Below are 13,328 nucleotides of genomic sequence, written 5' to 3' on the forward strand. Positions count from 1 at the left end.
GTTTTCTTCAATCACAGCCAACTCCAAAAGGGATGAGCCATGGCTCCGCGCACACTTTACGACAAGATCTGGGACGATCACGTTGTCCATCAGGCCGATGACGGCACTTGCCTGCTGTATATCGACCGCCATTTGGTCCACGAAGTGACCAGCCCGCAAGCCTTTGAAGGGCTGCGGATGACGGGCCGCAAGGTGCGCGCGCCCGAAAAGACCATCGCGGTGCCGGACCACAACGTGCCGACCACGCTGGACCGCGCCAATGCCGCGACCATGACCGAGGACAGCCGTGTGCAGGTGGCCGCGCTGGACACCAATGCCAAGGAATTCGGCATCAACTATTACCCGGTGTCGGACGTGCGTCAGGGCATCGTGCATATCGTTGGCCCGGAACAGGGCTGGACCCTGCCCGGCATGACCGTGGTGTGCGGCGACAGCCACACCGCCACGCACGGCGCCTTTGGTGCCTTGGCGCATGGGATTGGCACGTCAGAGGTGGAGCATGTGTTGGCCACCCAGACGCTGATTCAGCGCAAGGCCAAGAACATGAAGGTGGAGATCACCGGGTCATTGCGCCCCGGAGTGACCGCCAAGGACATCACCCTGTCCGTGATCGGTGAAACTGGGACGGCGGGCGGCACCGGCTATGTCATCGAATATTGCGGTCAGGCGATTCGCGAATTGTCGATGGAAGGCCGGATGACCGTTTGCAACATGGCGATTGAGGGCGGCGCGCGTGCTGGTCTGATCGCGCCGGATGAGAAAACCTTTGCCTATTGCATGGGCCGCCCGCACGCGCCGAAAGGTGCCAAGTGGGAAGCCGCACTGGCCTATTGGAAGACCCTCTTCACCGATGAGGGCGCGCATTTCGACAAGGTGGTGACGATCAAGGGCGAGGATATTGCCCCCGTCGTAACCTGGGGCACCAGCCCGGAAGATGTGCTGCCGATCACCGGAACCGTGCCTGCGCCCGAAAGCTTTGCCGGTGGCAAGGTTGAGGCTGCGGCGCGGTCGATCGACTATATGGGTCTGATGCCGGGCCAGAAGCTGACCGACATCAAGATTGATACCGTGTTCATCGGGTCTTGCACCAATGGCCGGATCGAAGACCTGCGGGCTGCTGCAGCTGTGCTGAAGGGCAAGAAGATTGCGGTCAAGCGGGCGATGGTTGTGCCGGGGTCGGGTCTTGTGCGCGCCCAAGCCGAAGAAGAGGGTCTGGCGCAGATCTTCATCGATGCGGGCTTTGAGTGGCGTTTGGCGGGCTGCTCGATGTGCTTGGCCATGAACCCGGACCAGCTGGCACCGGGGGAGCGTTGCGCCTCCACCTCGAACCGCAACTTTGAGGGGCGGCAAGGCTATAAGGGCCGCACCCATCTGATGAGCCCGGCCATGGCCGCGGCTGCCGCGATCACCGGTCATCTGACCGATGTGCGCGAGATGATGGGCGAAAAGGTGTAAGGATCAGATCATGGAAAAATTCACCAAACTGACCGGCATTGCCGCACCGATGCCCTTGGTCAACATCGATACGGACATGATCATTCCCAAGCAGTTCCTGAAGACGATTCAGCGGTCTGGTCTGGGCAAGAACCTGTTTGACGAGATGCGCTTTGACCGCGAGGGCAATGAGGTTGCCGATTTCGTGCTGAACCAGCCCGCCTATCGCAGTGCGGAGATTCTGGTGGCGGGCGACAATTTCGGCTGCGGATCGTCGCGCGAACATGCGCCTTGGGCGCTTTTGGATTTCGGCATTCGCTGTGTGATCTCCACCTCGTTTGCCGATATCTTCTTTAACAACTGCTTCAAGAACGGGATTTTGCCCATCATCCTGCCGCAAGCTGAGGTGGATGTGCTGATGGCCGATGCGCGCAAAGGGGCGAATGCCCGCGTGACGGTGGATCTTGAGGCGCAGACGGTCACCACCTCGGACGGGCAGTCCTTTGGCTTTGCGGTGGACCCGCATCGCAAGCATTGCCTGATGAACGGGTTGGACGATATCGGTCTGACGCTGGAAAAGGCCGCCGCAATTGACAGCTTTGAGGCAAAGGTTGCGACGCTGCGCCCCTGGGCGTGATAAGCCAATAGCCACAACATCTTGGGCCGCCCGGTTGGAAACAATCAGGGCGGCCTTCTTTTGACCCCAAGTTTGATGCAATCCGGCGACACCCCTTCCCCGAAATCGCCCAACTGCGCCTTCATATTGGAACAACTGATTGCGGGATTCGTCGAAAGAAGGCACAAATTGGGCAAGATTGAGGCAATCCGCCATAAAGCGCGGGACAACATCGGAACAAGAGGTTGGCAAAGCACCAGCTTCGACCGGTTTGAGGGTGAGAAGGCAGTGGTTTCACAACTGACAGGTGCGCTGACGCGCGCGGTCCTGATCATGGTATTGGTGGCAACGCCTTCGATGCTGTTGATGGACGTGACGACCGACACCAAGCAGATGGTGGCGCTGGTGGCGCTGTTTTTGGGTCTGCTGACCTTTGTTGAATACAATTCGACCTATCCCAGCCTTGTAGAATTCCGCGATGCCCCGCCCTTTAACCGCATCCGGTTCTTGATGCTGTTTGCGACGGTGTTTTTCCTGTCGACGATTGAGCGGGGCAAGATCATGCCCTCGACCCTGACCGAGTTCACCGATGCGGTGGGCACGTTGATTGGGGTGTCGATGGATTTCCCCTATAGCCCGGTGCGGCTGGCGACGCTGATGATGGCGCAGGGGGCATCCCCCGAGCAGGTCGCCTCGGTGCGGACGGCGGCGGGGATGGCCTATCTGATCTCGCTGGTGTCGCTGGCGGTGTTTTTGATTGCGCTGAAGTCGGGCAACTGGCCGTCGCGCGGGCGGGCGTTCAATGTGTGGACGAACCTGCCGACCTTTGATCCGACCACGGGCGGCGATGTGGTGATGCGCCTGCAACGGGATGCGCGCGTTAACATTGCGTTAGGCTTTCTGCTGCCATTCTTGACCCCGGCAGTGGTGATGATCTCGTCCAGCGGGTTTGAGCCTTTGTCGATGACCTCGTCGCAAACCCTGATCTGGACGATAACCGCATGGGCTTTTCTTCCTGCCAGCCTGTTCATGCGCGGCATTGCGATGGCGCGGGTGGCCGACATGATTGTCGAGCGGCGCAGGGCCAACCGGGCGCAGGTCGCGCGCGAGGGGTTGGCGGCGGCCTGACGGCGGCGCTGGCGCTCTGGCTTTGGGCCTTGGCCGCGCAGGCTGATGTGCTGCGGATTGCCACCTATAATGCCGATCTTTCCGCCCCAGGTCCGGGGCTTTTGCTGCATGATCTGAGGAAAGAGGATCTGCCACCGCAGCGCGCCGCCGTGGTGGCGGTGATAGCCGCGTTGAATGCCGATGTGCTGGTCCTGACCGGGGTGGATTACGACCTGCGGTGTGAGGCGCTGGATGCGTTGGAGCGGCGGTTGGCGGCGGCGGGCGCGGCCTATCCCTATCGTCTGGCGTTAAGGCCGAACACCGGGGTGCCGACGGGCCGCGATCTGGACCGCAACGGACAGTTGGGTGAGCCGCGCGATGCCCAAGGTTGGGGCCGCTTTGCGGGTGAGGGCGGGATTGCGGTGCTGTCGCGGCTGCCGATTGGGCCAGATGTCCGCGATTTCAGCGGGTTTTTGTGGGCGGATCTGCCGGGCAATCTGATGCCCGAAGATGACCCGGCCCGCGATCTTCAGCGGCTGCACACAACCGGGGCCTATGAGGTGCCGATTGTGCTGCCGGGGGGGAACAGCCTGCGGCTTTTGGTGTTCTATGCCAGCCCCCCGGTGTTTGACGGGCCAGAAGACCGCAACGGGCGGCGCAACCATGATGAGGCGGCGTTTTGGCTGCGGATGTTGGAGGGCGGGCTGCCGATGCCGCCGCCTGAGGGGCCGTTCGTGATCTTGGGGCAGGCGAGCCTTGATCCGATGGATGGCGACGGTCGGCCGAAGGCGCTGCGCGCGCTGCTGGCCCACCCTGCCCTGCAAGACCCCCAACCGCGCGGCGATCATGGCCGGATGGAGCCGGGGCAGGCCGGTGATGCGGCGCTGGATACCGCACTTTATGACGGCTTGGGCGGGTTGCGGGTGAGTATGATCTTGCCCTCGGCTGATCTGGCGATGCGGGCTGCGGCGGTGCTGTGGCCGCCCGACAGTGACACAATGGCGGCGACACTTGCCGCGGCGTCACGCCATTCCCCGATTTGGGTGGATCTGGCGCTGCCCTGACGCTTGACCCTGCGCGCCCCTTTGGCTAGGCCAACCGCAACCAATCTTGCAGGAGCGCCCGATGGCCAACCCTTCCCTTCTTATCCTTGCCGGTGACGGCATCGGCCCCGAAGTCATGGCCGAAGTGAAAAAGATCATCGGCTGGATGGGGGCCAAGCGCGGCGTCCATTTTGACGTGAGCGAAGATCTTGTCGGCGGCTGCGCCTATGACAAGCACGGCACGCCGTTGCATGACGACACCATGGCCAAGGCCCAAGCGGTGGACGCGGTGCTTTTGGGTGCCGTGGGCGGGCCGAAATACGACGTGCTGGATTTCAGCGTGAAGCCCGAGCGCGGCCTTCTGCGCCTGCGCAAGGAAATGGACCTGTTTTCGAACCTGCGCCCGGCGCAGTGCTTTGACGCGCTGGCCGATTTCTCAAGCTTGAAGAAAGAGGTTGTCGCGGGTCTGGATATTGTCATCGTCCGCGAATTGACCAGCGGCGTTTACTTTGGCGAGCCGCGCGGGATTTTCAAAGAGGGCAATGAGCGGGTCGGCATCAACACCCAGCGCTATACCGAGAGCGAGATTGCCCGTGTTGCCCGGTCGGCGTTTGAGCTGGCCCGCAAGCGGAACAACAAGGTCTGCTCGATGGAGAAGGCCAATGTGATGGAATCGGGCATTCTGTGGCGTGAAGTCGTGCAGGAAGTGCATGACCGCGAATACCCGGATGTGCAGCTGACCCATATGTATGCCGACAACGGCGCGATGCAGCTGTGCCGTTGGCCCAAGCAGTTTGACGTGATCGTCACCGACAACCTCTTTGGCGATGTGCTGTCGGATATGGCGGCGATGCTGACCGGGTCTTTGGGCATGCTGCCCTCGGCCAGCCTTGGTCTGCCGATGGCCAATGGCCGCCCGAAGGCGCTCTATGAGCCGGTGCATGGCTCGGCCCCCGATATTGCCGGTCAGGGCAAGGCGAATCCGATTGCCTGCATCCTGTCGTTTGCCATGGCGCTGCGCTATTCGTTCGGCATGGGCGAGGATGCGACGCGGGTTGAGAAGGCCGTGGAAAAGGTGCTGGCCGATGGCGTGCGCACGGCGGACCTGATGGGCCCCGAGGGCGGAACCCCGGTGTCGACCACCGAGATGGGCGATGCGATCATCGCCGCGCTGGACGCCAGCCTTTAACAGCTTCGGCCCCCCACGCGGGGGCCGTTTTCTTTGCAGGACAGGCGATGATAAACACCCATCTGCGCGGCGCGTTTTTCGGCATGGCGGCGATGGGGCTGTATTGCCTGTATGACGTCACCATCAAGTTTTTCGGCCCCGACTACAGCCCTTTGCAGGTGTTGTTCTGCGCCGGGCTGGTGTTTGTGCCGCTGATCTTGGTGCAGCAGTGGCTGTCGGGCAAAGGTGGGCTGCGCCCGGTTTATCCCGGTCTGACGGCGGTGCGGGTGGTGGCGGGTCTGCTGAATGGCACGATCGGGGCCTATGCCTTTTCGGTGCTGCCGCTGGCGGAAAGCTATGCGGTGTTCTTCCTGATGCCCCTGATGATCGCAGGCCTTGCGGTGCCGCTTCTGGGTGAACCGATGGGCCTTGGACGCGGTCTGGCCATTGCGGCGGGGTTTGCGGGCGTGCTGATCGCGTTGCAGCCGGGGGGCGAGACAGAGCTGGGCCTTGGCCATCTGGCGGCGCTGGTGGCCGCGAGCTTGGGGGCGGTGAATTACATTATCCTGCGCAAGGTGGGCGGCGTCGAATCGCCGGGGGTCTTGATGCTGTATCCGGCTGTCGCGCAGCTTTTGGCGGTGGGCGTGGTGATGCCCAGCGTCTGGGTGCCGATGCCGCTAGAGCATTGGGCGCTGACCGGTCTTATGGGGCTGGAGCTGTTTGTCGGTGGGCTGTTGATCATCATGGCCTATCGCAATGCGCCCGCGATCATTGTGGCGCCGATGCAGTATTCGCAGATCATCTGGGCCGCGATTCTGGGCTGGCTTTTGTTCGATGAGGCGATGACGCCGATGATGATTGTCGGCATCAGCATTATCATCGCGGCGGGCTTGTTCATTCTGACCCGCAGCAACACCGCCGCCGCGCCGAATTGATGCGCCGCGCCCTCTTGCAAAGTGTGGCGCGACAGAGTAACCCCCGCCCCACGGTCGGAGCGTAGCGCAGTCTGGTAGCGCACCTGCTTCGGGAGCAGGGGGTCGGAGGTTCGAATCCTCTCGCTCCGACCAGTAAAATCCCGAAATCAGAGATCTTGAAGATGTTGGGCGCGGTATGGGCGCTGACATGTTTCTGTTGCCGAACCCTGCGAGAGGTTGCGGCCAGATCGGGGCCTTGCGATGGTGTAAGCCATGCCGCCCAGCCATGGATGAGATGATGACCCAGCCGCACGCCTATCCGACCCTGCGCGAGGCGACATGGGTTTGGGCGCGGATTGCCGCCCTGTCCTTTGGCGGTCCGGCGGGCCAGATTGCGGTGATGCATCGGATTTTGGTCGAGGAAAAGCGCTGGCTGGGGGACGGGCGGTTTCTGCATGCGTTGAACTTTTGCATGCTGTTGCCCGGACCCGAGGCGCAGCAATTGGCGACCTATATCGGCTGGTTGATGCATGGGGTGCGGGGCGCGCTGGTGGCGGGGCTGTTGTTTATCCTCCCCGGCGTGCTGGCAATCATGGGGTTGAGCTGGGTTTACGCGATCTGGGGCAATGTCGGCTTTGTCTCGGCGGTGTTTTTCGGGATGAAGGCGGCGGTGCTGGCGCTGGTGTTGCAGGCCGTGGTGCGGCTGAGCAAGCGGGCGCTGAAGGGGTGGGCGATGCGGGGGGTGGCGGCGCTGTCCTTTGCGGCGATCTTTGCCTTTGGGGTGCCGTTTCCGCTGATCGTTGCCGGGGCGGCGGTGCTGGGGTGGACCGCGGCCAAGGCGGGGTGGACCGCCTTTCAGGCCGGGGGTGGCCATGGGGCGGGCGACAAAAGCCATGTCGATGATGCGGTGACCCTTTTGGGCGCGGCAGGCGGTGACGCTGCTGCGCGCACCGGGGCGTTTCAGGCCGGGCTGGCCGCGCTGGCGCTGTGGCTGGTGCCGGTGGGCGTGTTGATGCTGGCCGCACCGGGCAGCGTGTTCACCGACATCGCCACGTTCTTTTCGCAGATGGCGGTGCTGACCTTTGGCGGGGCCTATGCGGTGCTGGCTTGGGTCGCGCAAGAGGCGGTGGGCGGCTATGGCTGGCTGCAACCGGGCGAGATGCTGGACGGGCTGGGCATGGCCGAGACCACGCCGGGGCCGTTGATCATGGTGCTGCAGTTCGTCGGCTTTATGGCCGCGCTGCGCGAAGCTGGCTGGGCCGAGCCTTTGTGGGCCGCCAGTTTGGGCGGGCTTTTGGCGACATGGGTGACTTTTGCGCCCTGCTTTGCATGGATCTTTCTGGGCGCCCCCTTCATGGAGCGGCTGCGGGCCAATGCCGCGCTGGCCTCGGCGCTGGCCACGGTGACGGCGGCGGTGGTAGGGGTGATTTTGAACCTTGCCCTATGGTTTGCCGTGCATGTGATATGGCAAGAGGTCACGCGGGTGGAGTGGGGTCTGGTCAGCCTTGAGGTGCCGGTCTTGGCCACGGTCAACTGGGCGGCGGCCGGGCTGACGGGGCTGGCGCTTTGGGCGGTGTTCGGGCTGCGGCTGGGTTTGGCGCAGGTTTTGGGCGGGGCGGCGGCGTTGGGGCTGGGGCTGCACGCGCTGGGGTTGGTCTGAGGGTTTGTGCTGACGAGGGCGGCCCTCGAAAGGGCTTTTCTTTCGGCCCCGACCGGGGCAGGTTTGCCCCGCTTCCTTTCACCCTTTGGACTGTCGAGACTGAGATGACTTGGACCATGCCGCCGGAGACCTTCCGGCAAGACCGGATCTGGATGGCCTTCCCGCGAGAGGGCGAAACGCTGGGCGCGGAGAGTGCGGCGCGCGAGGCGGGCTATGCGGCGTGGACAGCCGTGGCGCATGCCATTGCCGAGTTTGAGCCGGTGACGATGATCGTTGATCCGTCCGAGATGGCGCGGGCCAAGCGGATGTTGGGGTCGGGCATCGAGATTGTCGAACGGGTGATCGACGATTTCTGGCTGCGCGATACCGGGCCGACCTTTGTGCATGATGCCGCTGGCAATCTGGCGGCGGTGGACTGGATCTTTAACGGCTGGGGCGGTGGGGAATGGACCAGCGCCGCGCATGACCGCGGGCTTGGCGCCTTTGTCGCCGGGCTGGCAGGGGTTCCGGTGGTGTCCTCGCTGTTGGTCAACGAGGGCGGCGGGCTGCATGTGGACGGCGAGGGCACGATCCTGTTGACCGAGACGGTGCAGCTTGACCCCGACCGCAACCCCCATGCCGACAAGGGCCGGGTCGAGGCGGAGATGACGCGCACCTTGGGTGTGGAAAAAGCAATTTGGCTGCCCAAGGGGTTGGCGCGCGATTATGAGACGTTTGGCACGCGGGGCCATGTGGATATTGTCGCGACCTTTCCGGCGCCGGGGAAGGTTTTGCTGCACAGCCAGCCAAACCCCGGCCATCCCGATCACCGCACCATGCAGGACATTCGCCACCTGCTGAGCGCGGCGACCGATGCCAAGGGTCGGCGGTTCGAGATCATCGACGTGCCCGCGCCCGAGACGCTGCGCGATGGGCATGACTTTGTGGACTGGAGCTATATCAACCATCTGGTCGTCAATGACGGGGTGATCGCCTGCGGCTTTGGTGAGGCCAAGGCCGATGCGCGGGCGCGCGACATTCTGGCCGCCGCCTATCCGGGCCGCCGGGTTGTGACGGTGGACGCGCGCGAGCTCTTTGCGCGGGGCGGCGGGGTGCATTGCATCACGCAGCAGCAACCGGTGCGGAAGACCAAATGACGGTTGTCGAGACGAGCATCGCCGATCTGCGCGCGGCGCTGGAGACGGGGCGGGACACCAGCCTTGGGCTGTTGCGGGCCTATCTGGAGCGGATTGCGCGCTATGACAGCGCCGGGCCGTGTCTGAACGCGGTACCCGTGCTGAACCACGAAGCCGAGGCTGATGCCCGTGCGTCAGATGCGCGGCGCGAGGCCGGGGCGGTTTTGGGGCCGCTGGACGGCATCCCCTATACCGCCAAGGCGAGCTACAAGGTACGGGGGCTTCCGGCCACCGCAGGCTCGCCCGCTTTTGCCGATCTGGTCGCCACGGATGATGCCTTTGCGATTGCCCGGCTGCGCGCGGCGGGGGCGGTGCTGATCGGGCTGACCAATATGCCGCCGATGGCCAATGGCGGAATGCAGCGCGGGCTTTATGGGCGGGCGGAAAGTCCCTATTCGGCCGATTGGCTCACTGCCGCCTTTGCCTCAGGCTCGTCCAACGGGTCGGGGAGTGCGACGGCGGCCAGCTTTGCCGCCTTTGGTCTGGCCGAGGAGACGTGGTCCTCGGGCCGGGCACCTGCGGCGAACAACGGGCTTTGTGCCTATACGCCGTCGCGGGGGGTGATCTCGGTGCGCGGCAACTGGCCCTTGGTGCCGACGATGGATGTGGTCGTGCCGCACACGCGGTCGATGGCGGATATGCTGGAGGTGTTGGACGCCATCGTGGCCGATGACCCGAACCCGCGCGGCGATCTGTGGCGAATGCAGGATTGGGTGGCGATTCCAGCGGCATCGGCGCATCGGCCAGCGTCTTATCCCGCGCTTGCGGCGCGGGCGTCGCTGCGCGGCAAGCGGATTGGGATTCCGGCGATGTATGTCAACGCTGACGCGCTGGCCGGGACGGGCGATAGCCCCGGAATCGGTGGGCCGACGGGGCAGCGGATTGAGACCCGCGCGTCAATTCTGGCGTTGGTCAATCAGGCGCGGGCGGCGATGGAGGCGGCGGGGGCCGAGGTAATTGTGACGGAGTTTCCCGTTATCACGAACTATGAGGGCGACCGCCCCGGCGCGCCGAAGATTCATACCCGCGGGCTGGTGAGCGCGGCTTACCTCAAGCGCGAGATTGTCGATCTGTCGGTCTGGGCGTGGAATGATTTTCTGGCGGCGAATGGCCAGCCGGGGCTGGACCGTCTGGCGCAGGTCGACGGCGCGCGGATCTTTCCGCAACCGCCCGGCGCGCTGCCGGATCGGTATACGGGTTTTGACGACGACATCGCGCATTACCCGGACCATGCCCGTGCCAACCCGCCCGGCGATTTCCGCGACATCCCGCATTTGGCCGAGGGGTTTGCCGGGCTGGAGGCCACGCGCAAGGCGGATCTTGAGGATTGGATGGACGGGCTGGGTCTGGATGCCGTGGCCTTTCCGGCGGCGGCGGATGTTGGCCCGGCGGATGCAGACGTGAACCCCGCCTCGGCCGATCTGGCGTGGCGCAATGGGGTTTGGGTGGCAAACGGCAATCTGGCGATCCGGCATTTGGGGATTCCCACGGTCACGGTGCCGATGGGGATCATGGCCGATATCGGCATGCCTGCGGGCCTGACCTTTGCCGGGCGCGGCTGGGATGATCTGGCGCTGCTGCAACTGGCCTGCGCTTTTGAGGCGACCGGGCAGTATCGCAAGCCCGCGCCGCGCTGCCCGTAAGGCGGGCTATTCGTCGCCCGGAACGCCGTAAGAGGGGGCCGCACGCGGATCCAGCGCGCGTTGCACATAGGCGGCAAGCTGGGGTTTGTAGATGTCCCAAAGGCTGGCGAGTGCCTCAACTGGGCAATCGTCGGTCCAGTCGCAGCGCAGATCGGCGACGGGCCAGCTGACTTTGTCCACCAGTCGCAGCCCTGCGGAGTGGACTGGCCCGGCCTCGCCCCCCGCCGCGACACCGGCGCGCATGGCAGCGATCAGGCGGTCGCCCAGATGGCCGGTCGAGGATTCGAACCCCGCGACGATGGCCTGCGGGACGCCGGAATTGGCCAGAAGATTGCCGCCCGAGGCGACATCGCGGCCCTGCGCCTCGGCCCAGATGCCCAGCGCGTTGGGGCCGGAATGGATGGCGGTGCCGCCTGCCGCGTCAATCACCAGAACCTGCCGATAGTCGATGAAGGCGCTGTCTGCCTTGATGCGGGCAATCGCCTGCGCGGCCGTGGCGCCATCTTGCATCAGGTCCAGCGCAAGGGGGCCAAGGGTGGGGTCGGTGATGTTTTGGCTGGCCACCGCGCCGACGCCCGCGCGCGCATATGAACAGCGCGCCGCCACAGCGGGGGAGGAGGACGAGATCGCCACCCCGAACATGCCGGTTTCTGCGCAGCGCGCGACGAGCGAAAAGGTCATCAGATCAATCCGGGATCACGGCGGTGCCGTCGATTTCCACCAGCCAGTTGGGCCGCGCAAGGGCGCTGACCACCAGCCCGGTCGACACCGGATGCACGCCTTTGATGTATTCGCCCATGGTGCGGTAGACCGCCTCGCGGTGGCGGACGTCGGTGATATAGACCACCACCTTGACCAGATGCTCCATCTTGCCGCCGCACTCTTCGATCAATTGCTGGATGTTTTGCATGACCTTGTGGGTCTGCTCGACCGGGTCGTGGCTGCCGATGTCTTTGGCGTCATCCAGATTTTGCGGGCACTGGCCGCGCAGGTAAATCGTGCGCCCGCCCATGGTGACAACGGCCTGACAGAGGTCATTGTCCAGCTTTTGCTCGGGGTAGGTCTCTTTGGTGTTGAACTTGCGGTGGCGATAATGGGCCATGACCGGTCCTGCTGTGAAGGTTGGGGAGGTTAGGCCGAGGGGCGGCCCGCCTGTGCGTCGTGATACTGCAGATAGCTGCGCTGGGTGGCAATATGGCCCGCGATGTGTTTGGCATCTTGCCAAGCGCCCCAGATAAAGGCGGAGCCCCGGCGCGACAGCCACGGCAGTCCGACGAAATAGACGCCGGGCTCAGACGATACGCCGCGCTGGTGCCGGGGTTTGCCGTTTTCATGGAAGGCATCAACCTTGAGCCAGCTGAAATCTTGGGTAAAGCCGGTGGCCCAGATGATTGAGGTTACGCCAGCGGCGGCAAGGTCCAGATCGCGCAGCGGATGGGTCAGGCAATCGGGGTCGGGCGGGATCTGCCGCGCCTGAGGCTCGGGCGGCAGGTCAACGCCGTTGCGCGTGGCCCAAGCATCGGCGGCGTCGAGAAGGCCCATCAGGTTTTCATCGCCGCGCTGAATGTTTTCGGCCAGATCTGGCTGGAAGGTCACCTTGTTGCCGTCAAAGCCTTGGGTCATGCCGACGAGGGTGATCCCGGCATGGGCCAGCGCGCGAAAGTCGATGTTGCGACCCCCATAGGCGCCGCTGACGGCGATGGTGATATGCTCTTGTCCCGGCACCATGGTTTCCAGATCCCACAGGCCCAAAACGCCCAGCCACCAAGTGAAATCACGCCCGCGATAGGCGCGGGGGGGCCGACCATGCGGGCAGACCGAGAGATAGACCTTGCGGCCAGCGCGGTTCAGCTCATCGGCAATCTGGGTGCCTGAGGAGCCAGAGCCGACCACCATCACCGCGCCGTCGGGCAATTGGGCGGGATTGCGATAGCGGGCGGAGTGGATTTGAAAGAGCCTGTCATTCTTTGGCGCGATGGCCGGGATTTGGGGGTTCTGGAAGGGGCCGGTGGCAACAACCACGCGCTTCGCCTCAATCTGGCCGGCCGAGGTTTCCACCAAGAAGCCCGGCTTTCCGGTCTGGCGGGTGACCGATGTCACGTTGACCCCGCAGCGGATGGGGGCGTTGATTTTGCGGGCATAGGCCTCGAAGTAATCGGCCAGTTTCTCTTTGGGCACAAACTCATCAGGGGCGAAGTCTTCGAATTCCATCCCCGGAAAGCGGTCGTGCCAAGCCGGGCCATTGGCGACCAGTGAATCCCAGCGTTCAGACCGCCAGCGTTCGGCGATGCGGCTGCGCTCAAGCACCAGATGCGGGATGCCCTGCGCGCCAAGATGCTCGCTCATCGCGACGCCGGCTTGGCCCGCGCCGACGACCAGCGTGTCTGTGTGTTCAATGGCCATCTTCGCACCCCCCGAATGTCTGGTGGCGCAACGCACCCCAGAGTTTGCGCCACAGTCGAACAATCTTGGCGAAAGGGGAAGTCATAGATTTGGATGCTTGGGTTAGGAAAAGCCGAGGCAGTCAGCGCGGGAGCGGCGGGGTCTGACGCTGTGGGCTTGCCCTTG

The 13,328-nt window shown here is 64.1% G+C and carries 12 protein-coding genes and 1 tRNA gene; 10 read left to right on the forward strand and 3 right to left on the reverse strand.

Going from position 1 to position 13,328, the window contains the following annotated elements; all coding sequences use genetic code 11:
• The first annotated feature begins 39 nt into the window (after positions 1-39).
• The 10 genes from leuC to AC72UB_RS00225 all read left to right on the forward strand — a co-directional run bounded on the left by leuC (position 40) and on the right by AC72UB_RS00225 (position 10,760).
• The gene (gene leuC, locus AC72UB_RS00180; RefSeq protein ID WP_505187992.1) at positions 40-1,455 is read left to right on the forward strand and encodes a 3-isopropylmalate dehydratase large subunit; all 1,416 of its coding nucleotides are present in this window, start codon (positions 40-42) and stop codon (positions 1,453-1,455) included.
• Positions 1,456-1,465: 10 nt separating this feature from the next.
• Positions 1,466-2,071 (forward strand): 3-isopropylmalate dehydratase small subunit, encoded by a 606-nt coding sequence (leuD, locus tag AC72UB_RS00185; protein ID WP_463289895.1) that lies wholly within the window; start codon positions 1,466-1,468, stop codon positions 2,069-2,071.
• Between the two features lie 168 nt (positions 2,072-2,239).
• Positions 2,240-3,178 (forward strand): hypothetical protein, encoded by a 939-nt coding sequence (locus AC72UB_RS00190; protein WP_505187993.1) that lies wholly within the window; start codon positions 2,240-2,242, stop codon positions 3,176-3,178.
• Between the two features lie 8 nt (positions 3,179-3,186).
• Entirely contained in the window at positions 3,187-4,221 is a 1,035-nt protein-coding gene (locus tag AC72UB_RS00195; RefSeq protein ID WP_505188387.1) for an endonuclease/exonuclease/phosphatase family protein, read from the forward strand.
• A 61-nt stretch (positions 4,222-4,282) separates the two neighbouring features.
• Complete coding sequence (gene leuB / locus AC72UB_RS00200; protein ID WP_505187994.1) at positions 4,283-5,389, forward strand: 3-isopropylmalate dehydrogenase; 1,107 nt, start codon at positions 4,283-4,285, stop codon at positions 5,387-5,389.
• Between the two features lie 47 nt (positions 5,390-5,436).
• Complete coding sequence (locus AC72UB_RS00205; protein WP_505187995.1) at positions 5,437-6,303, forward strand: DMT family transporter; 867 nt, start codon at positions 5,437-5,439, stop codon at positions 6,301-6,303.
• A 55-nt stretch (positions 6,304-6,358) separates the two neighbouring features.
• Positions 6,359-6,435: transfer RNA gene (locus tag AC72UB_RS00210), tRNA-Pro, on the forward strand.
• Positions 6,436-6,580: 145 nt separating this feature from the next.
• Complete coding sequence (chrA, locus tag AC72UB_RS00215) at positions 6,581-7,942, forward strand: chromate efflux transporter (RefSeq protein WP_505187996.1); 1,362 nt, start codon at positions 6,581-6,583, stop codon at positions 7,940-7,942.
• A 104-nt stretch (positions 7,943-8,046) separates the two neighbouring features.
• Complete coding sequence (locus AC72UB_RS00220; protein WP_505187997.1) at positions 8,047-9,078, forward strand: agmatine deiminase family protein; 1,032 nt, start codon at positions 8,047-8,049, stop codon at positions 9,076-9,078.
• Positions 9,075-10,760: an amidase gene (locus AC72UB_RS00225; RefSeq protein ID WP_505187998.1), complete on the forward strand. Its 1,686-nt coding sequence runs from the start codon at positions 9,075-9,077 to the stop codon at positions 10,758-10,760. Before AC72UB_RS00220 ends, AC72UB_RS00225 begins: the two co-directional genes overlap by 4 nt.
• A 6-nt stretch (positions 10,761-10,766) precedes the next feature.
• On the opposite strand, the gene AC72UB_RS00230 is transcribed toward AC72UB_RS00225, so the two are convergent.
• Genes AC72UB_RS00230 through AC72UB_RS00240 form a run of 3 tightly spaced genes read right to left on the reverse strand, consistent with a single transcriptional unit; the run spans position 10,767 to position 13,163 of the window.
• Positions 10,767-11,441 carry a DUF1028 domain-containing protein gene (locus tag AC72UB_RS00230; protein WP_505187999.1) on the reverse strand — a complete coding sequence of 225 codons (675 nt, stop codon included), beginning with the start codon at positions 11,439-11,441 and terminating at the stop codon, positions 10,767-10,769.
• 4 nt (positions 11,442-11,445) lie between these two features.
• Positions 11,446-11,862: a RidA family protein gene (locus AC72UB_RS00235; protein WP_505188000.1), complete on the reverse strand. Its 417-nt coding sequence runs from the start codon at positions 11,860-11,862 to the stop codon at positions 11,446-11,448.
• 29 nt (positions 11,863-11,891) lie between these two features.
• Positions 11,892-13,163, reverse strand: a complete 1,272-nt coding sequence (locus AC72UB_RS00240) for a flavin-containing monooxygenase (protein WP_505188001.1) — start codon at positions 13,161-13,163, stop codon at positions 11,892-11,894.
• Positions 13,164-13,328 lie beyond the last annotated feature (165 nt).

Origin of the sequence: Allotabrizicola aquatica (SeqCode) (assembly GCF_965194375.1) — a bacterium.
Taxonomy (GTDB): domain Bacteria; phylum Pseudomonadota; class Alphaproteobacteria; order Rhodobacterales; family Rhodobacteraceae; genus Tabrizicola_A; species Tabrizicola_A aquatica.

Excerpts from the sequence above, each read along its gene's own strand:
- leuC (WP_505187992.1), top strand. The coding sequence starts at position 40 with ATGGCTCCGCGCACACTTTACGACAAGATCTGGGACGATCACGTTGTC.
- leuD (WP_463289895.1), top strand. The coding sequence starts at position 1,466 with ATGGAAAAATTCACCAAACTGACCGGCATTGCCGCACCGATGCCCTTG.
- leuB (WP_505187994.1), top strand. The coding sequence starts at position 4,283 with ATGGCCAACCCTTCCCTTCTTATCCTTGCCGGTGACGGCATCGGCCCC.
- AC72UB_RS00205 (WP_505187995.1), top strand. The coding sequence starts at position 5,437 with ATGATAAACACCCATCTGCGCGGCGCGTTTTTCGGCATGGCGGCGATG.
- chrA (WP_505187996.1), top strand. The coding sequence starts at position 6,581 with ATGACCCAGCCGCACGCCTATCCGACCCTGCGCGAGGCGACATGGGTT.
- AC72UB_RS00220 (WP_505187997.1), top strand. The coding sequence starts at position 8,047 with ATGACTTGGACCATGCCGCCGGAGACCTTCCGGCAAGACCGGATCTGG.
- AC72UB_RS00225 (WP_505187998.1), top strand. The coding sequence starts at position 9,075 with ATGACGGTTGTCGAGACGAGCATCGCCGATCTGCGCGCGGCGCTGGAG.
- AC72UB_RS00230 (WP_505187999.1), bottom strand. The coding sequence starts at position 11,441 with ATGACCTTTTCGCTCGTCGCGCGCTGCGCAGAAACCGGCATGTTCGGG.
- AC72UB_RS00235 (WP_505188000.1), bottom strand. The coding sequence starts at position 11,862 with ATGGCCCATTATCGCCACCGCAAGTTCAACACCAAAGAGACCTACCCC.
- AC72UB_RS00240 (WP_505188001.1), bottom strand. The coding sequence starts at position 13,163 with ATGGCCATTGAACACACAGACACGCTGGTCGTCGGCGCGGGCCAAGCC.